We start from the raw sequence: 21,232 nt of genomic DNA on the forward strand, positions 1-21,232 counted from the left end.
GTCAGGCCGCCCCTCCCTCGAAGAGTTCGATCGAGTCGCCCTGCTTCAGCGTCACAACCGCCTTCTTGAAGTTGGGCCGCTTGCCGATGCTACGACCCACCCGCTTGATCTTGCCGCGGACGATGTTGGTGTTCACGCCCTCGACGGTGACCTTGAACAGCGTCTCCACCGCGCGGGCCACGTCGTGCTTCGTCGCCTTGCGGTCGACGATGAACGAGTACTGACGGAACTTCTCGCGGGCCTTGTCCAGCTTCTCAGTGATGAGCGGGCCCTTGATGACGTCGTTCAGATTCATGACAGCGCCCCCTCGAGGGTCTTCGCGGCCGCGGACGTGAGAACGAGGTGCGAGTGCCGGAGAACAGCCTCGAGGTTGAGACCCTCGGGCGGCAGCACGTCGAACTTCGCCAGGTTGCGCACGCTGCGGTGCAGGTTGGTGTTGCCCTTGTCGTCGATCACCAGGGCGTTCTGCAGCTTCAGCCGCTTGGTGAGGACCTCGAAGGCCTGCTTGCTCTTCGGAGCATCCAGGGAGAAGCCGTCCAGGATGATGAGCGTCTTCTCCTGAGCCCGGAGGGACAACGCGGACTTCAGGGCGCCGCGGCGCACCTTGCGGGGCGGGCGGTAGAAGTAGTCGCGCGCCTTGGGAGCCATCGCCTTACCGCCGCCCACCCAGTGGGAAGCGCGGATGGAACCCTGACGGGCGCGGCCGGTGCCCTTCTGCTTCCAGGGCTTCTTGCCGCCGCCGCTGACCAGCGAGGTGTTCTTCACCCCGACCGTGCCGCGGCGCCGGTTGATCTGCTGCATCTTCGCCACCTCGTAAAACAGGTGAGCGTTCGGCTCGGTGCCGAAGACATCGTCGGAGAGCTCGATCTCCGACACCTTCTTCAAATCCAGGTCGACAACGTCAAACTTCGCCATGGCACTTTCCTCGCGGGGGTCGGAGTGAAACCACTCGAACGCCCACCCGCTTCCTAGGACTTGATCTCGACGTCAACGCCAGCCGACAGATCCAGCTTCATCAACGCATCCAGCGTCTGCTGCGTAGGCTCGAGAATGTCGAGCAGGCGCTTGTGCGTGCGGATCTCGAACTGCTCACGGCTCTTCTTGTCCACGTGCGGAGACCGCAGCACCGTGAACTTGTTGATGCGCGTGGGAAGGGGGATCGGACCGGCCACCTTCGCGCCCGTGCGCTTGGCCGTCTCGACGATCTCACCCGCACTCTGGTCCAGGAGCTTCGAGTCGTACGCCTTCAGCCGGATGCGGATCTTCTGTGTCGCCATTCGCAAGAACCTCTTTGGACGAACTCTGCACAGCCGCGGGAGGGCGTTACGACCGACATCCCCTGGATTTCACAGAGCCGTTTCTTCAGAACGAAGGGGCGCGGTGTCTACCATCCCGCCCCAGGGTGTGCAACTGGATTCCCACCAGCTCCCTGAGAATTCCCCATATGGGAACCCAGGGAGCCGTTGGGGGTTTACACTTATTCGACGACTTCCGCCACGACGCCGGCGCCCACCGTGCGGCCGCCCTCGCGAACAGCGAAGCGCAGCTCCTTCTCCATGGCCACCGGGGTGATGAGCTCCACCTCGATCGCGATGTTGTCGCCCGGCATCACCATTTCGACGTTGTCCGGCAGCTTCACCGAGCCCGTCACGTCCGTGGTGCGGAAGTAGAACTGCGGACGGTACCCCTTGAAGAACGGCGTGTGACGGCCGCCCTCTTCCTTCGACAGCACGTAAATCTGCGCCTTGAACTTGGTGTGCGGGGTGATGCTGCCCGGCTTCGCCAGCACCTGGCCGCGCTCCATGTCCTCACGCTTCAGGCCACGCACCAGCGCGCCGATGTTGTCGCCCGCCATGCCCTGGTCCAGCAGCTTGCGGAACATCTCCACGCCCGTGACGACCGTCTTCTGCGTCGGACGCAGACCGACAACTTCCACTTCCTCGCCGACCTTGATGATTCCGCGCTCCACGCGACCCGTGGCCACCGTGCCGCGGCCGGAGATGGAGAACACGTCCTCCACCGGCATCAGGAAGGGCTTGTCCGTCGCGCGCGCAGGCGTCGGGATGTAGCTGTCCACCGCCTCCATCAGCTTCAGGATGGCAGGCTCGCCGATGTCGCTGGTGTCACCCTCGAGCGCCTTGAGCGCCGAGCCGGGGACGATGGGGATGTCGTCGCCAGGGAACTCGTACTTCTTCAGCAGGTCCCGGACTTCCATCTCCACGAGCTCGCGCAGCTCGGGGTCGTCCAGCATGTCCACCTTGTTCAGGAAGACCACGATGTACGGAACGCCGACCTGGCGCGCCAGCAAGATGTGCTCGCGCGTCTGCGGCATCGGGCCGTCCGCCGCCGACACCACCAGGATGGCGCCGTCCATCTGCGCCGCGCCCGTGATCATGTTCTTCACGTAGTCGGCGTGACCCGGGCAGTCGACGTGGGCGTAGTGCCGGTTCGACGTCTGGTACTCCACGTGCGCGGTGGAGATGGTGATACCGCGCTCACGCTCCTCCGGCGCCTTGTCGATCTGATCGTACGCCAGGAAGGTGGCACCGCCCGTCTTCGCCAGCACCTTGGTGATGGCGGCCGTCAGCGACGTCTTGCCGTGGTCCACGTGTCCGATCGTGCCGATGTTCACGTGGGGCTTGTTACGTTCGAACTTTTCCTTGGCCATGGCCTCTCCTCACGGGGTTGCCGGTCCGAAGCCCGGCACGTCTCGACTCGCGGAAAACAACTGCGAAGGTGCTGCGTCCTGCTCCAAAGCTGCCACAACGTCAACTGAAATCGCCCGGCAGGCCCTCCGCCGGGCGGAGCCCACTCAGCGGTTGAGCGCCGACTTCGGCGCGGGCGCGTAGTGGCTGAACTGCATCGTGTACGTCGCCCTTCCCTGACTGCGGCTGCGCAGGTCGGTCGAGTAACCGAACATGGCCGCCAGGGGGACCTGTGCCTGGATGGCCTGCACCCGACCGGGCCGGGGCGTCATCCCCAGGACCTTCCCGCGGCGGCCGTTCAGGTCACCAATTACATCGCCCATGAAGTCGTCGGGCGTGACGATTTCGCAATTCATGATGGGCTCGAGCAGCACGGGCGTGGCCGTGCGCACGGCGTCCTTGAACGCCAGCGAGCCGGCGATCTTGAACGCCATCTCGCTCGAGTCGACGTCGTGCATGGAGCCGTCGAAGGCCTCCACCTTCACGTCCACCATGGGGTAGCCCGCCACGGGCCCGTTCTGCATGGCCTCGGCGCAGCCCGCCTTCACGGCGTCGACGAACTCCTTCGTGACCGCGCCACCGGTGACCTTGTTCTCGAAGGAGAAGCCCATCCCCGGCTCGTTGGGCGCCACCCGCAGCCAGATGTGGCCGTACTGGCCGCGGCCACCCGTCTGACGGATGTACTTCCCTTCCATCTCCACCTGGGAGGTCACCGTCTCGCGGTAGGCCACCTGGGGCTTGCCGATGTTCGCGTCGACCTTGAACTCGCGCAGGAGCCGGTCGACGATGATTTCCAGGTGGAGCTCGCCCATGCCGGCGATGAGCGTCTGCCCCGTCTCCTCGTTCGTCTTCACGCGGAAGGACGGGTCCTCCATGGCCAGCCGCTGCAGGGACTGGAGGATCTTGTCCTGGTCCGCCGTGGACTTCGGCTCGATGGCGATGTCGATGACCGGCTCGGGGAACTCCATCCGCTCCAGGACGATGGGGTGCTTGTCGTCACAGAGCGTGTCGCCCGTGCCGGCCAGCTTCAGGCCCACCACCGCGCAGATGTCACCGGCGTAGCACTCGGTGAGCTCGTCCTTCTTGTCGGCGCGCATCTGCACGAGCCGGCTGACGCGCTCGCGCTTGCCCTTCACCGCGTTCCACACCGCCGAGCCCGCCTCCAGCTTGCCCGAGTACACGCGGAGGAACGTCAGCGTCTGGGACTGGAACGCGGGGTCGTTCATGATCTTGAACGCCAGCGCGCTGAAGGGCGCGTCGTCCCGCGTCTCGCGCACGGCGTCCTCGCCGTTGGGCGTCTTGCCGTGGATGGGGGGCACTTCCAGCGGGCTGGGCAGGTAGTCCACCACCGCGTCCAGCAGCGGCTGCACGCCCTTGTGACGGAAGGCCGAGCCGCAGAACACCGGGAACAGCTTCAGGCCCACGCAGCCCTTGCGGATGGCGGCCCGGACCTCGTCCTCGGTCAGCTCCACGCCCTCCAGGAACTTCTCCGTGAGCGCGTCGTCCTGTTCGGCGGCGGCCTCGAGCAGCTCGGCGCGGGCGGCATCCGCCTCGTCCCGCAGCTCCTCGGGGATGTCCGTTTCGTCGTAGCGGCTCCCCTGCTCCGAGTCCTGGAACACCAGGGCCTTCATCTTCAGCAGGTCGATGACGCCGCGGTGCTTGTCCTCCGCGCCCAGCGGGAGCTGCATGCGGACCGCACGCGCGCCCAGCTTCTCGCGGATGGTGCCCACGGACATCTCGAAGTCAGCGCCCACCCGGTCCATCTTGTTGATGAAGCAGATGCGGGGGACCTTGTACTTGTCCGCCTGGCGCCAGACCGTCTCGGACTGCGGCTCCACGCCGTTCACCGCGTCGAACACGGCGATGGCGCCGTCCAACACGCGCAGGCTGCGCTCCACCTCGATGGTGAAGTCCACGTGCCCCGGCGTGTCGATGATGTTCACGCGGTAGCGCTGGTCACGCCGGTTCCAGAAGGCGGAGATCGCGGCGGACGTGATCGTGATGCCACGCTCGCGCTCCTGCACCATCCAGTCGGTGGTGGTGTTGCCTTCGTGCACCTCGCCCATCCGGTGGATGGCGCCGGTGTAGAAGAGGATGCGCTCTGTGGTCGTCGTCTTGCCGGCATCGATGTGCGCCATGATGCCGATGTTGCGGTAGCGCTCGAGGGGGTACTCACGGGCCATGACTCAATACCTCTCCTGGTAGGAAGGGCGGGCCCAAGGCCTCGACACCTGCCGGCCGGACGATTTCAGAGAACCTGCTCCACCTAACAAAACCGCCCGGATGCATCCTCTGCATCCGGGCGGCGACCGCGAAGCCTCGAGGGCCTACCAGCGGTAGTGAGCGAAGGCCTTGTTGGCCTCCGCCATCTTGTGCGTGTCTTCACGCTTCTTCACCGCGTTACCGCGGTTGTTGGCGGCGTCCATGATCTCGCCGGCCAGCTTCTCCTGCATGGTCTTCTCGCCACGCGCCTTGGAGTAGCTGATGATCCAACGCATGCCGAGGGCGACGCGGCGGTCCTGACGGACCTCGACGGGCACCTGGTAGGTGGCGCCACCGACGCGGCGGCTCTTGACCTCGAGCACCGGCTTCACGTTGTCGAGGGCCTTCTTGAAGGTCTTGAGGGGATCTTCCTTCGCGCGCTCTTCGATGAGGGCGAAGGCTCCGTAGCAAACGCCTTCCGCGATGGACTTCTTGCCCTTCCGCATCAGGTCGTTGACGAACTTGGTGACGAGCCGGTCCTGGAACTTCGGATCCGGAAGAATCTTGCGCTTGGCGACTACGCGACGGCGAGGCATCTCTTCTCTCTTCCCTTACGCCCCATTCTCCACGTGGGAGAGCACTCTCGGGGCTTCATGTACTGCAGGAGGAACTTCACTGGGACGCTCCCCAGGGTGTGGGGCGACGCGTCCGGACACTGCGATTCAGAAGGTGATCCGCGAGACGCCGATCAGCTCGGGCGCTTCGCACCGTACTTGGAGCGGCTCTGCTTGCGGCCCGCGACACCCACGGAGTCCAGCGTTCCACGGACGATGTGGTAGCGGACGCCCGGGAGGTCCTTCACACGGCCACCGCGAATCATCACCACCGAGTGCTCCTGGAGGTTGTGACCCACGCCGGGGATGTAGGACGTGACCTCGATCCCGTTCGTCAGACGAACACGGGCCACCTTGCGGAGGGCCGAGTTCGGCTTCTTCGGGGTCGTGGTGTACACGCGGGTGCAGACGCCACGCTTCTGAGGGGACTCCTTGAGCGCGGGGCTCTTGCCCTTGACGACGAGCTTCTCGCGGCCCTTGCGGACCAGCTGGCTAATGGTCGGCACTGATACCTCTTCTTCGGGTTCGTCGCCGCCCAAGACAAAAAGCGGCGCATATCTACCTACAGGACTACGGAAAGGCGCGCGAGTATAGGAAGGGGCCTATCCGTGTCAAGCACGGCCTGACCCTTGCCTACAACCGGCCAGGATCCCAGGTCACATTCCCAGCTTCGACGCTCCTGCGCACGACTGGTCTACAACGGGGCGGTCCTCTACTCCGCGTGCGCCTAGAAGTCGAGGACCATCACGACCGCGTCCTCACCCTCGTCCACGTAGTAGTTCGGGCGGATGCCCACCGGGCGGAAGCCAAACGCACGGTAGAGCTGGAGCGCGGCCTCGTTGCTCTTGCGCACCTCCAGGGTGGCCAGGGTGCAGCGCCGGGCACGCCCCCGCTCCAGGACCTCGTCCATGACGGCGCGCGCGACGCCCCGGCGACGGTGCCTGGGCGCGGTGGCCACGTTCAGCACGTGGACCTCGTCGTGGACGATCCAGAAGATGGCCAGCCCCAGCAGCTCGGGGCCCTCCTCCTCCCGTGGCTCTTCCACGAGGAGGATGGTGGACCACTCATGCTGCAGCTCCCGCTTCAGCAGGTCCTGGGACCAGGGGTTCTTGAACGCGGCCTGCTCCAGCGCCATGACGGCGGGCAGGTCCTCCACCATCATCTGCCGGATGATGTAGCCGTGCCGAGCACCCGGCGCCGACTCCTCGCGCATCCGCCTCATCGACTTGCCTCCCGGGCAAAGGGCGCCACGCGGCGCACCTGCGCCGAGGCTCGCACCTGTGCCAATTCCTCGGCCGCCAGCGCTCCGTACCGCTCCCGCACCAGCTTCTCCCGGATGCGGGTGCGCGCGGCCTCGTAGCCTTCCGCGTACTCGTCCGCGTGCTGCTCGAAGTGCCGGCGGACCTCTGTCTCGCCCACCTGGGCCCTCAGCCGGATGCGGCTGTCGAGGATGCGCTCGGCCCGCAGCCCCCGGGACAGCACCTGCTCCAGCCCCCGTGCATCCACGTCGTGCCGGACCAGGAACTGCTTCAGGGCCGCCGCCCCGCCCACCGCCGCCTGGAACGCCGCCACCCGCGCCTGGACGTCGGAGGGCTCGGCGGGGAACGCCTGGAGCCGGTCCGCGTTCAGGACCTGGACCCGCTGGTTGATGACGAGCTCCAGGGCGCCTCGGAGGGTGTCTTCATCGAGCGGGAGGTCCAGGGCCTGCATCCCTCCCCGCTGGACGAGCGCGACCCGGGCCTCGAAGCGCAGCTCGCTCAGGGTGAGGACCTGCCCCTCGATGATGGCGACCACGCGGTCCGCCACCCGACCCTCCACCGCGGACGGGGGCGTGGCCGCGGCGCCCGCGACGGGCACCAGCGAGAGCCAGCCCGCCAGCCACAGGGTATCCGCTCCGGGCCGGCGAGGCGGTGACATGGGCTCCCTCATCCTCCGGCGACTTTATACATCTCGCACGCTTCGAACAGTCCGTGCTGGCGCGTCCCTACCGGCTGGTTACGTTCAAACGGGCACACCACGGCGGGAACAAATGGCGGACGACTACTACCAGATCCTCGGCGTCGACCGGTCGGCCTCTGCGGAGGACGTCAAGAAGGCGTACCGCAAGCTGGCACGCAAGTACCACCCGGACGTCAACCCGGGCAACAAGGCCGCCGAGGAGAAGTTCAAGCAAGTCAGCGCCGCGTTCGAGGTGCTGTCGGACGCCCGGAAGCGCAAGCTCTACGACGAGTTCGGGCCCGACGCGGAGAAGATTGGCTTCGACGAGAAGAAGGCGGAGGCCTACCGGGCCTACAAATCCTCGGCCGGGAGCGCGGGCGCGGGCGGCATTCCCTATGGGAGCGAGGGCGTCGACCTGGGCGACCTCTTTGGCGACCTGTTCGGGGGCCGGGGCGGCGCGGGTGGCGCGCCAGGGGGCTTCGACATTGGCGAGATTTTCGGCCGACGCGGCCGCAGCGCCGGGCCGGAACGAGGCGAGGACCTCACCGCCCGCGTCCAGCTCAGCCTGGCCGAGGCCGTGTCCGGAACGGAGCGTCAGCTCTCCCTCACCCGGCCAGGACGGTGCTCCACGTGCAGCGGCCGGGGAACGTCGGGAACCGTGTCCACCTGCACCGTCTGCAATGGCACCGGCCGGTCCCGCCGGTCCGGGAGCCTGTTCGGCAGTGGGGGCGCGTGCCCCAACTGCCACGGCACCGGCAAGGCCGCCCCGCCCTGCCCCCAATGCAACGGCACGGGCGTGCGCGAGGAGCAGGCCCGCTTGACGGTGAAGATTCCCGCGGGTGTCCAGTCGGGCTCCAAGGTCCGGCTCGCGGGCCAGGGCGCGGCGGGGAGCCGGGGCGGGGCTCCCGGGGACCTCTACATCGAGACCGAGGTGGCCGAGCACCCCCTGGTGCGCAGGGAGGGCGACGACCTGCACCTCGACCTGCCCGTGACAGTCTCCGAGGCCTTGTTGGGCGCGGACGTCCGCGTCCCCACCTTCCAGGGGGAAGTCACCGTAAAGGTGCTCCCCCATTCCCAGTCGGGCCGCCGGATGCGGTTGAAAGGCCGCGGCGTCCCCTCCCTCAAGGGCGGGGCCCAGGGTGACCTGTACCTCCACCTCCAGGTGAAGGTCCCCGAGGAGACCACCGCGGAAGCCAAGGCCGCCGCGGAGGCCCTCGCCCGGGCTTACCAGGGCGACGTCCGCCGCGAGCTGACGCTCTAGCCTCTTGCCTCTTGTCCTGGACGCCGCACCGTCATAGACGGACGGCGCCCCACCTCTTCACGCCGCCGAACCCTACGGAGCACACGCGAACATGGGCCTCTTTGACTTCATCACAGGCGGCTCGGGCCCCGAGAAAGCCCTCAAGCTCAAGCCCAAGGTCACCCAGAAGTACGGAGACCCGGCGACGCGGCAGAAGGCCATCCAGCAGCTCGGCGAAATGAAGATTCCCGAGGCCGTCTCGGTGCTGCTGGCCCGCTTCACCCTCACCGTGGATCCGCTCACCACGGACGCTGACGAGAAGGAGCACACCTTCGAGCTGGTGAAGAGCTTCGGCAAGGACGTGGCCGTTCCGCCCATCCTCGAGTTCCTCCGCACCAGCGAACAGGCCGCGTCGTGGGCCCTGCGGCTGCTCGGCGAGCTGACGTCCGACGACCAGGTCATCACCGCCTGCGTGGACGCGCTCCAGCACCTGTCCGCCCACTACACGCGCAACCCGGAGAAGAAGGTGGTGCTGCTCCACCACGTGTCCGGGAGCCAGGACGCCCGCATCCCCCCCGTGGTGGTGCCCTTCCTGGAGGACATGTCCGACGACGTGAAGATCGCCGCGCTCAAGGCGCTCGGCGCCTTCAAGTACGAGCCGGCGCGCGAGCCCATGCTGAAGCTGCTCACCGCCGACGAGACGGCCCGCCGGGTCCAGACGTCGGCCCTGAGCGCGCTCGCCGAGGGCGGCTTCTCCGTGGAGGGCTACCAGGAGAAGGTGCAGCCCCTCCTCGTGGAGCCCTACGCCCTGGGGAACGACCAGCGCATCCAGCGCCGGGCCTGAGCCCCGGCTGTCGTCCAGGTGACACGGCCACTGTCCTCCGGAAGGCCTTGGAGGGCCGGGGCCGTTCACAGGCTCGCGGAAGTTGAGCGAGGATTCACCCCGTGCGCTCAAAGAAGAAGGGGACGCTGGCGGAAGTCGTTCCGCTGCGTCCGGTTGCGAAGGTCGCGAAGAAGGCTGCTGCTCCCAAGAAGCGTGCGGTGAAGCCGGTTCCTCCCGTGGATGGGGATGCCGCTCACCGCGCCCTCCTGGAGATGGCGCGGCACCTGACGGACAACGCGGGGCCCACCGAGGCGCTCCGCTCCCACCTCCAGACGCTGCACACGTTGCTGAAGCCGAAGGTCTGCTACGTGGCGCGCTACTTCCCCTCCCGGGAGCAGCTCCACGTCGAGCACGTGCGCGGCCGCTACGATGACCGCGTCACCGCCGCCGTCCCGGGCGAAGGGGTGGTGGGACAGTCCTTCTCCCAGAAGGCCCTGCTGCGCGAGGGTGACACCATCGCCGTGCCGCTCGAGGGCCCCCAGGGCGTGGGCGGTGTCCTGGTGGTGCTGGGCGCCCGTCGCGAGCCCTCCGACATGCTGCTGCAGTCCCTGGCCGCGCAGCTCACCGCCGCCTACGAGGTGGCGCGCCTGCGTGACGACAGCGCGCGACGCAACAAGGACCTGCAGACGGCCATCGCGGGCCTCAAGAGCCTGGAGCAGAACCGCGAGGAGCTGCTGGGCAACGTCTCGCATGACTTGAAGAACCCGCTCACCACCATCAAGTCCTACCTGGCGATGATGGGCCGCGAGAAGCTGGGGCCCCTCACGGACGCCCAGCGGCGCGCGGTGCAGATCTGCGACCGGAATTCGGACCGGATGCTGCGCATGGTGAACGACCTGCTGCTCATGTCCCGGCTTCAGTCCGGGAAGATGCAGCTCAACCAGCGCCCCTTCGGCCTCAAGGCCGTGGCGGAGGAAGTGGTGCGCTCGCTGGGGGCTTTGGCGGAGCACTGCAAGGTGCGCGTCGTCATTCCCCCCTGCCCCGAGGTCTTCGTCCGCGGCGACCGCGAGCGCATCGCCGAGGCCATCCACAACCTCGTGGAGAACGGCATCCACCACAGCGAGGCGGATGACACCGTCGAGGTGCGCGTGGCCGCGGAGGACGGGCTCGCCATGCTGACCGTCAAGGACAGCGGGCCGGGCATGTCCAGCGAGTCGCTGGAGCACGTCTTCGATGCCTTCTACCGCGCCACGCCGGGCATGCCCCGGCCGCCGGGCGCCGGGCTCGGGCTGCCCCTGGTGGGGAAGATTGTCGCCCTGCATGGCGGGCGGATGGAGAGCGCCAGCGTGCTGGGAGAGGGCAGCACGTTCCAGATGGTGCTGCCAATGTTCGCCGGCGCCGTCAGCGCGCCGGAGATGGCGCAGGCGGCGCCCAAGTCCGGCGGCATCCTCCTGGTGGAGGACGACGCGGACTGCCGCGAGGTGCTCCAACAGGTGCTGGAGCAGGAGGGCTACCGGGTGATGGCCACCTCGGGCGCCTCCGAGGCGCGGTCCATCCTCTCCCACATCCGGCCGGCCATGGTGTTGCTCGACCTGCGGCTGAGCGAGGAGGACGGGCAGTCGGTGCTCCGCTACATCCGTGGCAACGAGTCGCTGGCGGACATCGTCGTGTACATCATCTCGGGAGCCACCGAGGTGGCGTCCCTCACGGCGGGCCAGGGGCTGGAGCGCATCGACGGCTTCTTCGAGAAGCCCCTCAACCTGCCCAAGCTGCTGGACACCGTTTCCGCGGTCGTCCGGCCCAGCCGGCGAGCCCCCGCCGTTCCCTAGGTGGCGGATTCGCGACGGGCGCGCACAAGAGGTGGCCGGAAGCCACCTCGGTTTGTCTAGTATCCGCGCAGTCCCATGAGCACATCCGTCTACTCCCGTTACCGCGCCGCATTCGCCCAGGCCCTCGCCACGGCCCTGGGCGTGCCGGCCACCGACATCGAAGCCCAGGTCAAGCCCGCCGATCCGGCGCACGGCGACCTCAGCTTCGCCACCTTCCCTCTCGCCAAGGCCCAGAAGAAGGCCCCGCCCGCCATCGCCGCAGGACTGGCGCAGTCGCTCAGCGTCCCCGGGCTGGAAATCCAGGCCGTGGGTCCGTACGTCAACGCGCGCTTCGCCCCCCTGCCCTTCACGGCGGAGGTCATCGACGCCGCTCGCGGCGCGGGCATCCGCTACGGCGGTGACGCGGACGCGGGCCGTGGCAAGACGGTGGCCATCGACTACTCGTCGCCGAACATCGCCAAGCCCATTGGCTTCCACCACATCCGCACGACGTTCCTGGGCCACTGCATCGCCAACATCTACCGGGCGCTGGGCTGGCGGGTGGAAGGCATCAACTACCTGGGCGACTGGGGCAAGCAGTTCGGCCTCGTGGCCGTGGGCTTCCAGGAGTACGGCGACCCGGCCCGCATCGACGACATGGCGCACCTGGTGGAGGTGTACGTCAAGGCCAACAAGCGCGCCGAAGCCGAGCCCGAGTTCGACGAGAAGGCCCGCGCCTTCTTCCGTCGCATGGAGGCCGGTGACGCCGAGGCCCTCAAGCTCTGGAACCAGTTCCGCGACACGAGCATCAAGGGCTTCAAGAAGATCTACGCGCGGATGGGCATCGAGTTCGAGCACATCGAAGGCGAGAGCCGCTACCAGGGGAAGATGGACGCGGTCATCGACCAGATCGCGAAGAAGCCCGGCGTGAAGGAGTCGCAGGGCGCGCTCATCGTCGACCTGCCCTACGCGGAGAACGAGCCGCCCATCCTGCTGAAGAAGAACGACGGCAGCACGCTGTACGCCACGCGGGACCTGGCCGCCGCGCAGGACCGGTACGAGCGCTTCCAGTTCGACAAGTCGCTGTACGTCGTCGCGCAGGACCAGGCGCTGCACTTCCGGCAGGTGTTCCGGACGCTCAAGGAGATGGACCTGCCCTGGGCGGACCGCACCGTCCACGTCGCGTTCGGCCGCATCCACGGCATGAGCACGCGCAAGGGCCAGGTGGTGCAGCTCAACGACGTGCTGGACGAGGCGAAGGAGCGCGTCTCCGTCAAGGTGCGGGAGAACCTGGAGGCCGGCCGCATCCAGACGGATGACGCGGACGCGCTCTCCGAGCAGATCGCCCTGGGCGCCATTGCCTTCGGCGACCTCAAGCACAAGCGCGCCAGCGACTACACCTTCGACTGGGACGAGGTGCTCAGCTTCGAAGGCCACACCGGCCCCTACCTCCAGTACGCCCACGCGCGCGCCGTCAACGTGCTGCGCAAGGGCGGCGGCGCCCCCGCCGGCTATGACGCGGCGCTGCTGACGCTCCCCGAGGAGCAGGCCCTGGTGCGCGAAATCATGCGCCTGCCCGAGGTGGTGCGCGACGCGGCGGAGCAGTACGAGCCCAGCCTCGTGGCCCGACTGCTGCTCGACGTGGCCTCCGCGCTGAGCCGCTACTACACGCTCGGCAACCAGGAGCGGGACAAGCGCATCAACGTCGAAGGCAATGACGCGCTGCGTTCTGCACGACTCGCCCTGATTGACGCCGCTCGGGTTACGCTGGCCGCGGGACTGACGCTGCTGGGCATTCCCACGCCCGACAACATGTAGCCGGGAGCATTCTTGGAGACCGCGCTGTCACCGACTGCGAATCAGGGAGCGTCCTTGTTGAAGGACGAATTCGGCCCCATGGGCCGGGCGCTGGGAACGCGCTACCTGGAGAGCGTGCACTTCCCACCGGAGTCCGAGACGGAACTCCGGAACCTGCACGCCAAGGGCTTCGTGGTGCACGTCATGCGCACCACCGCCTGGGTGAACTTCCTCTACCTGACGTGGGCCATGGTGCGCCGGGCGATGCCGCCCGTGCGCGCCGTGGTGAACCTGCGCCCGTGGTTCACCAAACCCTGGCGGCAGACGAAGCAGCGCGGCGACTTCCACCAACGCTTCGAGCACGCGCGGCAGTCGGGCGGCAGCGGACTGGTGTTCCTGCGCCGCACCGCCTTGCTCCGCCCGTCCGGCAAGGAGACGCACGAAGACCCCTTCCCCGCCCTGGTGGCCATGGCGCGCCAGTCCGAGCGGCCGGTGTACCTGGTGCCGGAGCTGTTCGTCTGGGAGAAGCGGCCCGCGCGCCTGAAGCCCAACTGGGTGGACGTGGTGTTTGGAAGCCCCGAGGCACCGGGCTTTCTGCACTCCATGCTCGCCTTCTTCCGCAACTACAAGCGCGCGCAGTTCCGCGTGGGCGAGCCCATCGACCTGCAGCGCTTCGTCGCGGACAATCCGCGTGACTCGGACGAGCTGCTGGCCCGCAAGGTGCGCAGCAGCCTCCACGTCCACCTCGCGCGCGAGACGCGGGCCGTGTTCGGTCCGCCCGTGAAGCCCGCGTCCCGCGTCATCGACGAGACGCTGAGGGACCGCGCCCTGCGCAGGGTCGTGGACGAGTGCGCCGCCGAATCGGGCCGCAAGCCGGAGAGCGTGCTGCGCGAGGCCCGGCGCAACCTGGAGGCCATCGCGGCCAAGCCCAGCCCCACGGCCCTGGCGTTCACCTCGCCGGTGCTGGAGTGGGTGTTCAACCGCATCTACGATGGCATGCACGTCGACGAGGCGGGCCTGCACCGCGCGCTCAAGGCCGCGGGCCGGGCCCCCATCGTGCTGTGCCCCAGCCACAAGAGCCACGTCGACTACCTGGTGATGAGCTGGGTGCTCTGGAACCGGGGCTACGCGGTGCCCCTGGTGGCCGCGGGCGCCAACCTCTCCTTCTGGCCCCTGGGCACGTTCTTCCGCCGCTGCGGCGCGTTCTTCCTCCGGCGCTCGTTCAAGGGCGACAAGGTCTACGCCGCGTCGTTCAAGGCCTACGTGCGCAAACTGGTGCACGACGGCATCCACCAGGAGTTCTTCCCCGAAGGTGGCCGCTCCCGCACCGGCAAGCTGCTGCTGCCCAAGCTGGGCATGTTCACCTGGCAGGTGGAGTCCGTGCTGGAAGGCGCGCGCGATGACCTCATCTTCGTGCCGGTGGCCATCGACTACGAGAAGGTCGTCGAGTCCAGCAGCTACTCGAAGGAGCTCGCGGGCGGAGAGAAGAAGCCCGAGGACATCAAGGCGCTGTTGAGCGCGCCCAAGGTCCTGGCCGCGCGCTACGGCCGCATCCACCTGGGCTTCGATGAGCCCATCTCCCTGCGCGACTTCATGAAGGCGCGTGGCATCAACCCCGACGAGCCGGTGTCGGATGAGCAGAAGAAGGGGCTCGTGCGCGCGCTGGGCAACCGGGTGATGTACGGCATCAGCAAGGTGTCCACGGTGACGCCGCACGCGCTGGTCAGCACCGCCCTGCTCGCCCACCGCCGCCGGGGCCTGACGCAGCGGGAGATGGCGGATCGCATCAACATCCTGCGCCGCATCGCCGTGGAGGAAGGCTCTCCGCAGTCGGTGGAGATGCGCAACGCGCCCAGCAACCCGGAGACGATGGGCCCCATCCAGGACGCGATGCGGACGTTCATCGCCGACGAGATGGTGCGCACCCAGGAAGCGCGCGGCGAGGTCATCTACCAGGTGGAGGAAGCACGCCGCCCGGAGATGTCCTTCTACAAGAACACGCTGATGAACCTGGTGGCCGCGCGAAGCCTCGTGGCCAACGCCCTGCTCGCCAGCGGCAGCCCCGCGCCCTACGACACGGTGAAGGAGCGCGCCCTCTTCCTGTCGCGCCTCTTCAAGGTGGAGTTCATCTACCGCGTGGGCACCACGTTCGACTCCATCTTCGCGGAGACCGTGGAACGGCTGGAGCGCATGGGCCTGGTCCTCGAGGAGAACGAGACGCTCCGCGTGGCCCCCGAGGCCCACGCCCGCCCAGACCTCGAGTTCTTCGCGGACATGCTGCGCGACTACCTGGAGGCCTACCTGCTCGCGGCGATGACGCTGCAGGATGTCGCCAACGGCGCGGCCGAGGACCGGAAGAGCTTCGTCAAGTTCGCCCTGGAGACGGGCCGCGCGGAGTACCACGCAGGCCGCATCACCGCCTCCGAGTCCCTGGCCAAGGTGACGCTGGAGAACGCCGTGGCGTACCTGCTGGACCAGAAGCTGCTCATGGAGGCCGACAAGAAGCTCACGCTGGGCCCCGCAGCGGCGGAGCCGCAGGCCCGGACGCAGCTCGTCGAGGACCTCCGGAGCTACTTGAAGCGGGCTTGAAGTCCACCGGCCCTGCCCGTGCTCACGGGTGGGGCCTCTGTCGTGGCCACAGACGAGCGCCCAGGCGTCAGGGCGCCGTCGTGAGTTCCACGCGAAACTCGGCCGGTCGCGTCAGCACCGGGCCTTCTGGCGTGCTGCCACGTCACGCGCGAATCTGGTACGCCTGCGCCTCGGTACGGGCCTCGACGTGAAACGCCGCCGCATGCGACGTGGCCGCTCCCAAGCCAGTCCCCAGGATGCTCAGGACGCAAGCACCGTGCCTCCACGTCCGCCGCGCTCTCCGAGCCAGGATGCAGGACGTCAAGGTTCGGACAGTCTAGGAGAATGAACGTTGGAAGACGCCACCCCCAGCGACGTACCACCGCCCCCGCCGCCAGGGCCTCCCTCTGACGCCGAGGCGAACACGTCCCCCAGATGGATGGCCGTTGCCGGCGCGGCCCTCGCGCTCGGGTTGTTCATCCTCGTGGGTGGCACCGTCCAGCTCGCGAACCCGGCCTTCGGCATCTGGTTCACCGAGCTGGTCGTGTTCCTCGGCCTGGGCTGGCTGATGCTGCGCCACGGAGGCTGGCGCCCCATCGTCTACACCGGTTTGTCACGGGCGCCGCGAGGCGCCACGCTCCTCGGCTTCCTCCTGGGCGTGGCCAACTTCTTCGCGCTGGTGGTCCCCATCCAGTTCCTGGCCCAGTCCATCGCGCCCGAGTGGCTGACGCAGATGTTCGACAGCTCGCGCCTGTTCGCGGACCAGACACCCGTGGAGCTGGCCCTCATCCTCGCGGGCGTGTCGGTGGCGGCGCCGTTCTGCGAGGAGTTCTTCTTCCGAGGGATCTTCCAACGGGGCATCACCCCGCCACCCCCGGCATCCCCCACCCGTGCCCTGGTGATTTCGGCGGTGGTGTTCAGCGCGTTCCACCTGGACCCGGTGGGCTTCGTCGCGCGCACCGAGCTGGGCCTGCTGTTCGGGTGGCTCTATCTGCGCACCGGCTCGTTGTGGCCCAGCATCGCGGCGCACGCCGCGAACAACCTGGTGTCGTCGGTCATCTTCCTGTCGGCCAAGGCCATGGGCGACAACGCGGGTGACACGTCCGATACGACGGACCCGCGCCTGGTGCTTGCCCTGGCGGCAATCGGTTGGGCCGGCCTGGGCGCCCTGCTCGCCTACACGCGAAGGAACCCGCTCAACTGGGGCCCTGGCATCCCCGCGAGCGACGAAGAGGCACAAGCAGACCGGCCCGTCCCCTCACTCCCACGGCTGCTGCTGCCCTGGGTGGTGGGCTCCACGGTGGCCCTGGGCGCGCTCGTGGCGGTGGACTCGCGAGGCATGACGCTCAACTTCTACGACGCGCAGCATCCGCTGCCCTCGCTGAAGGAACCCGCGCCGCCCGCGCTGCATGCGGAGCGCAAGGCGCTGAGCGCGCTCCGGGCCTCCGCTCGCCGCGGTGAGCTGCCGATGGAGGCCTACTACGAGGAGCGGGAGCGGCAGAGCCGGGCGCACGAACTGAAGACGGCGCCCGGCTTGAAGCCGTGAGGAGTCAAAACCCCGCTCACACGAAGCGGTAGCTGCTGACATGGAAGACGGGGCCCACCATGGCACTGGTGAGCATGTCCCCGTCGACACGGCCCTCGGCCTCGATGCGCTGGCCGTCCTGCTTCAGCTTCCGGTCCCCGCCCGCGAGCTGGTACGTGGTGCCGTCATCGCCCTCCAGCACCCAGACGCCCGTTTCGATGTCGCGGAAGACGACTCGGCCGGTGAGCTTCATCCCTCCTCCTTCTGGAGCATCGCGCGGCCGATGACGAGGCAGATGATGGTGTTGAAGCCCAGCCAGGGCTTGGCGAGGAACGCGAAGGGCATCCACGCCAGCGCCGGAGCGCCCGTCCAGGCCGCGTAGGCCAGGAAGCCCGCGAAGCCGAGCGCCAGGCCGCCCATGGCCGGCCGCAGCCCCCGCCACTTGATGGCCGGCAGCGACAGCAACAGCGGGATGAGCGCGCTGTAGAACAGCGGGTTCACCGTCTTGCCCCGGCCGAAGATGATGCGCTCCCAGTCGGGGATGGGCGGCAGCGCGGCCACCTGCACCGCGTCCCCCACCGCGCCGTCAGCGCCACCGAACCAGACGCGCAGGAACAACGCGCCCACCGTGGCCAACAGCAGCGGGATGAAGAAGGCGGGCTTGACCAGCACGTTGAGGTAACCGGGCCGCGCACGGCCGCGCAGCGTCAGCAGCACCACGGCCAGCAGCGCCAGCGCCCAGTACAGCGGCGGCCACTGAACCGAGCTCCCCCCCAGCGCCGCCAGCGAGGCCTCCGCGTTGAGCACGCCGTGGCCGTACTGCTCGGTCCAGGCCTCGTGACCCGCCGCCTTCTTCGCGCCGGCGTAGAGGGCCTGCTCGACCTCGTCGGGGCCCTTGGCGCCGGCCGCGTAGAGCATCGCCGCCACGGCCGCCACGTGCGGCGTGGCCATGCTGGTGCCCTGGTAGTACGCGTAGATGGAGCGCGACGGGTCCCTCGGGTCGATGGTGTTCTGGAGGATGCCGCCCTGCTCGCCCAGGCGCTTCTCGCCACCGGGCGCCGCGATGTCCAGCTCCTTGCCGTAGGACGAATACGACGCCAGCGTGCCGTCCGGCCCCACCGCCGACACCGCCACCGCGCCGGGATAGGCCGCGGGGAACTCCACCTGCGGCCGCGCGGCGTTACCCGCCGCCGCCACCACGGTGACGCCCTTCTTGCGCGCGTACTCCACCGCGCTGGCCATCACCTGCGAGTAGGCGCCGCCGCCCAGCGACATGTTGATGACGTCCGCGCCGTTGTCCGCCGCGAAGCGGATGGCGTCCGCGATGTCCGCCGTGTTCCCGCCGCCGAAGTGGTTGAGCACCTTCACGGGCATCAGCGTCGCCTCGAAGGCCACGCCCGCCACGCCCTCACCATTGTTGGTGGCCTGCGCGATGGTGCCCGCCACGTGCGTGCCGTGGCCGTGGTCGTCGTTGGCGTGCTCGTCGTCGTTGACGAAGTCGTAGCCCTTCACGAACTTTACGCCCTTGAGGTCCGGCACCTGCTTGAAGTCCTCGTAGTCCTCGTAGGCGATGCCGGTATCCAGCACCGCCACGACCACGCCCTTGCCCCGGTTGCGCTCCCAGGCCTTGGGCATGTCGATCATCCGCAGGTTCCACTGCTGCTCGAACCGCGGATCATTGGGCGTGAAGCTGGCGCGGACCTCCATCAGCGGCTCGGCGGCCTCGACGGCGGGGTGCTGGCGGATGCGCGCGAGCACCGCGTCGACGTCATCCACGCCCACGGCGATGGTGAGGGCCACGGCGGCGCTCTCCACGGAGTTGAGCTCCAGGTCGATGCCCCAGTCCGTCTCCCAGGCGTCGAACTCCGCCTTGGTGGTGCCGTCCTTGAAGTCCACGACGATGGCGCCCTTCACCACGTCCCGGGGGTCGAGCGCCTGCACACTCAAGGGCGGCGGCGCGTCCTGCTCGCGCGTACCGGACGCGCAGGCGGCCGTCAGCGTCAGGGCCAGCGCCGCGCCACCCAGGTTCCATCGCACCTTCCGCATCAGGCCACTCCTTGAGAATCGATACACCCGTCTGGAAGACCCCTACGAACGAACGTCGAGACGATTGGGTCTGCACCAGCAGTCTGGATGTCACCCCTCCCGGCGTGCAAGGGCGCTCGGGACGAGAAACGTGAAGAAGTCCAAAGGTTTGCGCTGCATCGGTCATCCGCCGGAGAGCCGCCGCAGCCAGGCCGCGACGGCGCGCCCGACCTGGGGAAGGTTCCGCTGGAAGGTGGCACCGGCATCGTCAATGACCTCTAAATCGCCTCCGGCCCGGGCGACAGCGGCGGAGACGGGCGCTCTGGGCAGCCGGGTGTCCTCCTCCCCCTGCACCACCAGGAGCGGGCACGTCACCCGGGAGAAGACCTCCGGGTCCACCAGGGCCGGCGCCACCAGGCACAGGCCCCCCACCGTGGGATATTTCGCCTGGAGCGCCAGCGCCACCTGGGCTCCGCCATAAAGGGATGCCACCGCCAACGCGGACGCGCCCGTGCTCTCCAGCAGGAGCTGCATGGCCGCCTCGGCATCCGCGAGCAGCTCCAAGTCCCTGCCCCGCTGGCCCTGGCTCCCGCCCACACCCCGGTGATTGAACCGCAATGTGGGGAAACCTGCGTTCGCCGCGGCCCAGACGAGCTCCGCCGCGACGACGTGATCCATCCCGCCCCCTTCATCCGGGCGGGGCGGAATGACGAGCAGCGGCGGTGCCCGGCTCCCCCGGTGGGTGGTGCCCTCCATGACGTCCCGCCCCACCGGGACGAGCGTCGAGCGCTCGAGAAACTGGCCTTTCTGAACCATGCCCCACCTTACCCCCGGACCTCTGACGCGAGCGCCCATACACGTCGTCCGACACAGGCCCACATATGTTTTCGTGAAAAATCCGCACCCACACGAAACTTCCGTACGGCTTCGAGGACAATGCGGAAACACCCCCTGATTCCGCAGGAGCCCCCACTCATGACCAGCATCCAGCGCGGACGGACCAGCATCGCGCAGACCTCCCGCAACACCGCCGACCGCGCCCGTGAGAGTGGCTCCTCCGCCCCGCAGGCGGCCCGGAACACCGTGGCCCAGCGCAGCGCCGTGGTGGACGGCTTCGACAGCCGCTCCGCGCAGACGGCGGCCGTGGGCGGCGTCTTCAACGCGCCCGCGGGCTCCAAGGACAAGGTGTTCGACGGCAAGCTGGTGGGCGCTGGCGGCCAGACGTTCGAGCCGAACACGCCGCTGAACCAGGTGCCCGCCTTCGTTCCGGCGAACAACCCGAACGCCCAGAAGACGGTCGTCTACGTCAACGGCATCATCACCAACAAGGACGGCCAGGCGCGTGAGCTGCAAGCGCTCGCGGACAGCACGGGCATGCGCGCCATCGGCGTGCACAACGCCACGTCCGGCATGCTGGCGGATGTCATCCAGGCGGCGAAGGACAAGCTGAACAAGGGCAAGAACCCCGCGGTCGATTCGCTGTCGGACATCGTCTACAACGAGCTGAAGTCGGGCCGTGACATCCACCTGATGGGCTACAGCCACGGCGGGCTCATCACCTCGCGCGCGCTGAAGGATGTCGCCAACCGGCTGCGCATCGAAGATGGGATGTCCAAGGCGCAGGTGGAGCAGACGCTCAGCCGCGTCAACGTGGAGACCTTCGGCGCCGCGGCGGCCACCTACCCGGACGGCCCCAACTACGTGCACTACGTCAACAACAAGGACCCGGTGCCCGTCATCTTCGGCCAGGGCAGCAAGGGCTGGACGCCGGGCGACCTGTTCCGCGACGCCGGCAAGGGCGCGCAGGTCCACCACTTCTCCGAGAAGGGCATGTTCAGCGGCGCCCACTCGCTGACCGAGACGTACCTGAACCACCGCGCCCCGTTCGACGAGGCCCGCGCCGGCAACTTCTGAGACGCGCTCACCCGCTGCCGGGGTGAAACAACGGAGGCCACGAGGTTCGCACCTCGTGGCCTCTCGTGTTTTC

The 21,232-nt window shown here is 68.2% G+C and carries 19 protein-coding genes; 7 read left to right on the forward strand and 12 right to left on the reverse strand.

The window, feature by feature from the left end:
* Position 1 precedes the first annotated feature (1 nt).
* From A176_RS17540 to A176_RS17580, 9 genes are all read right to left on the reverse strand, one after another.
* The gene (locus A176_RS17540) at positions 2–295 is read right to left on the reverse strand and encodes a 50S ribosomal protein L23 (RefSeq protein ID WP_002633606.1); all 294 of its coding nucleotides are present in this window, start codon (positions 293–295) and stop codon (positions 2–4) included.
* Positions 292–915: a 50S ribosomal protein L4 gene (gene rplD, locus A176_RS17545; RefSeq protein WP_002633607.1), complete on the reverse strand. Its 624-nt coding sequence runs from the start codon at positions 913–915 to the stop codon at positions 292–294. The genes A176_RS17540 and rplD overlap by 4 nt, the downstream gene beginning before the upstream one ends.
* 53 nt (positions 916–968) lie before the next feature.
* The gene (gene rpsJ / locus A176_RS17550; protein WP_002633608.1) at positions 969–1,277 is read right to left on the reverse strand and encodes a 30S ribosomal protein S10; all 309 of its coding nucleotides are present in this window, start codon (positions 1,275–1,277) and stop codon (positions 969–971) included.
* Positions 1,278–1,477: 200 nt separating this feature from the next.
* Positions 1,478–2,668 (reverse strand): elongation factor Tu, encoded by a 1,191-nt coding sequence (gene tuf / locus A176_RS17555; RefSeq protein WP_049872326.1) that lies wholly within the window; start codon positions 2,666–2,668, stop codon positions 1,478–1,480.
* A 144-nt stretch (positions 2,669–2,812) separates the two neighbouring features.
* Positions 2,813–4,888: an elongation factor G gene (fusA, locus tag A176_RS17560; protein WP_002637379.1), complete on the reverse strand. Its 2,076-nt coding sequence runs from the start codon at positions 4,886–4,888 to the stop codon at positions 2,813–2,815.
* A gap of 144 nt (positions 4,889–5,032) precedes the next feature.
* Positions 5,033–5,503: a 30S ribosomal protein S7 gene (rpsG, locus tag A176_RS17565; protein ID WP_002637380.1), complete on the reverse strand. Its 471-nt coding sequence runs from the start codon at positions 5,501–5,503 to the stop codon at positions 5,033–5,035.
* A 152-nt stretch (positions 5,504–5,655) separates the two neighbouring features.
* The gene (gene rpsL / locus A176_RS17570; RefSeq protein ID WP_002637381.1) at positions 5,656–6,027 is read right to left on the reverse strand and encodes a 30S ribosomal protein S12; all 372 of its coding nucleotides are present in this window, start codon (positions 6,025–6,027) and stop codon (positions 5,656–5,658) included.
* A gap of 221 nt (positions 6,028–6,248) precedes the next feature.
* Positions 6,249–6,743: a ribosomal protein S18-alanine N-acetyltransferase gene (gene rimI / locus A176_RS17575; protein ID WP_002637382.1), complete on the reverse strand. Its 495-nt coding sequence runs from the start codon at positions 6,741–6,743 to the stop codon at positions 6,249–6,251.
* On the reverse strand, positions 6,740–7,438 hold the full coding sequence (locus A176_RS17580) for a hypothetical protein (RefSeq protein ID WP_002637383.1): 699 nt from the start codon (positions 7,436–7,438) through the stop codon (positions 6,740–6,742). Before A176_RS17580 ends, rimI begins: the two co-directional genes overlap by 4 nt.
* Before the next feature lie 112 nt (positions 7,439–7,550).
* Here A176_RS17580 and A176_RS17585 point away from each other — a divergent pair, with 112 nt between their 5' ends.
* The 6 genes from A176_RS17585 (at position 7,551) to A176_RS17610 (ending at position 17,241) form a co-directional block, all read left to right on the forward strand.
* Positions 7,551–8,720 (forward strand): DnaJ C-terminal domain-containing protein, encoded by a 1,170-nt coding sequence (locus tag A176_RS17585; protein WP_002637384.1) that lies wholly within the window; start codon positions 7,551–7,553, stop codon positions 8,718–8,720.
* Between the two features lie 91 nt (positions 8,721–8,811).
* Positions 8,812–9,543 carry a HEAT repeat domain-containing protein gene (locus tag A176_RS17590; protein ID WP_002637385.1) on the forward strand — a complete coding sequence of 244 codons (732 nt, stop codon included), beginning with the start codon at positions 8,812–8,814 and terminating at the stop codon, positions 9,541–9,543.
* A gap of 101 nt (positions 9,544–9,644) precedes the next feature.
* Positions 9,645–11,351, forward strand: a complete 1,707-nt coding sequence (locus tag A176_RS17595) for an ATP-binding response regulator (RefSeq protein WP_002637386.1) — start codon at positions 9,645–9,647, stop codon at positions 11,349–11,351.
* A 75-nt stretch (positions 11,352–11,426) separates the two neighbouring features.
* Positions 11,427–13,148, forward strand: a complete 1,722-nt coding sequence (argS, locus tag A176_RS17600) for an arginine--tRNA ligase (RefSeq protein WP_002637387.1) — start codon at positions 11,427–11,429, stop codon at positions 13,146–13,148.
* Positions 13,149–13,160: 12 nt separating this feature from the next.
* Positions 13,161–15,716 carry a 1-acyl-sn-glycerol-3-phosphate acyltransferase gene (locus A176_RS17605; protein ID WP_002637388.1) on the forward strand — a complete coding sequence of 852 codons (2,556 nt, stop codon included), beginning with the start codon at positions 13,161–13,163 and terminating at the stop codon, positions 15,714–15,716.
* Positions 15,717–16,047: 331 nt separating this feature from the next.
* The gene (locus tag A176_RS17610) at positions 16,048–17,241 is read left to right on the forward strand and encodes a type II CAAX endopeptidase family protein (RefSeq protein WP_002637389.1); all 1,194 of its coding nucleotides are present in this window, start codon (positions 16,048–16,050) and stop codon (positions 17,239–17,241) included.
* 16 nt (positions 17,242–17,257) lie between these two features.
* Here A176_RS17610 and A176_RS17615 read toward each other — a convergent pair whose 3' ends face one another.
* The 3 genes from A176_RS17615 to A176_RS40880 all read right to left on the reverse strand — a co-directional run bounded on the left by A176_RS17615 (position 17,258) and on the right by A176_RS40880 (position 20,061).
* Positions 17,258–17,473, reverse strand: coding sequence for a DUF5818 domain-containing protein (locus A176_RS17615; protein WP_002637390.1), 216 nt, complete (start codon positions 17,471–17,473; stop codon positions 17,258–17,260).
* Entirely contained in the window at positions 17,470–19,266 is a 1,797-nt protein-coding gene (locus tag A176_RS17620) for a S8 family serine peptidase (RefSeq protein WP_002637391.1), read from the reverse strand. Before A176_RS17620 ends, A176_RS17615 begins: the two co-directional genes overlap by 4 nt.
* Positions 19,267–19,428: 162 nt before the next feature.
* Positions 19,429–20,061: an alpha/beta hydrolase gene (locus A176_RS40880; protein WP_002637392.1), complete on the reverse strand. Its 633-nt coding sequence runs from the start codon at positions 20,059–20,061 to the stop codon at positions 19,429–19,431.
* A 159-nt stretch (positions 20,062–20,220) separates the two neighbouring features.
* Between A176_RS40880 and A176_RS17630 the strand changes: the two genes are divergently transcribed.
* On the forward strand, positions 20,221–21,159 hold the full coding sequence (locus A176_RS17630) for a hypothetical protein (protein ID WP_002637393.1): 939 nt from the start codon (positions 20,221–20,223) through the stop codon (positions 21,157–21,159).
* Positions 21,160–21,232: the final 73 nt, after the last annotated feature.

Source organism: Myxococcus hansupus, from assembly GCF_000280925.3.
GTDB lineage: Bacteria > Myxococcota > Myxococcia > Myxococcales > Myxococcaceae > Myxococcus > Myxococcus hansupus.

Coding starts and splice junctions, on each gene's coding strand:
- A176_RS17540 (WP_002633606.1), bottom strand. CDS start 295: ATGAATCTGAACGACGTCATCAAGGGCCCGCTCATCACTGAGAAGCTG.
- A176_RS40880 (WP_002637392.1), bottom strand. CDS start 20,061: ATGGTTCAGAAAGGCCAGTTTCTCGAGCGCTCGACGCTCGTCCCGGTG.
- A176_RS17620 (WP_002637391.1), bottom strand. CDS start 19,266: ATGCGGAAGGTGCGATGGAACCTGGGTGGCGCGGCGCTGGCCCTGACG.
- A176_RS17630 (WP_002637393.1), top strand. CDS start 20,221: ATGACCAGCATCCAGCGCGGACGGACCAGCATCGCGCAGACCTCCCGC.
- A176_RS17590 (WP_002637385.1), top strand. CDS start 8,812: ATGGGCCTCTTTGACTTCATCACAGGCGGCTCGGGCCCCGAGAAAGCC.
- A176_RS17615 (WP_002637390.1), bottom strand. CDS start 17,473: ATGAAGCTCACCGGCCGAGTCGTCTTCCGCGACATCGAAACGGGCGTC.
- tuf (WP_049872326.1), bottom strand. CDS start 2,668: ATGGCCAAGGAAAAGTTCGAACGTAACAAGCCCCACGTGAACATCGGC.
- rpsJ (WP_002633608.1), bottom strand. CDS start 1,277: ATGGCGACACAGAAGATCCGCATCCGGCTGAAGGCGTACGACTCGAAG.
- A176_RS17580 (WP_002637383.1), bottom strand. CDS start 7,438: ATGTCACCGCCTCGCCGGCCCGGAGCGGATACCCTGTGGCTGGCGGGC.
- rimI (WP_002637382.1), bottom strand. CDS start 6,743: ATGAGGCGGATGCGCGAGGAGTCGGCGCCGGGTGCTCGGCACGGCTAC.
- rplD (WP_002633607.1), bottom strand. CDS start 915: ATGGCGAAGTTTGACGTTGTCGACCTGGATTTGAAGAAGGTGTCGGAG.
- A176_RS17585 (WP_002637384.1), top strand. CDS start 7,551: ATGGCGGACGACTACTACCAGATCCTCGGCGTCGACCGGTCGGCCTCT.
- argS (WP_002637387.1), top strand. CDS start 11,427: ATGAGCACATCCGTCTACTCCCGTTACCGCGCCGCATTCGCCCAGGCC.
- fusA (WP_002637379.1), bottom strand. CDS start 4,888: ATGGCCCGTGAGTACCCCCTCGAGCGCTACCGCAACATCGGCATCATG.
- rpsG (WP_002637380.1), bottom strand. CDS start 5,503: ATGCCTCGCCGTCGCGTAGTCGCCAAGCGCAAGATTCTTCCGGATCCG.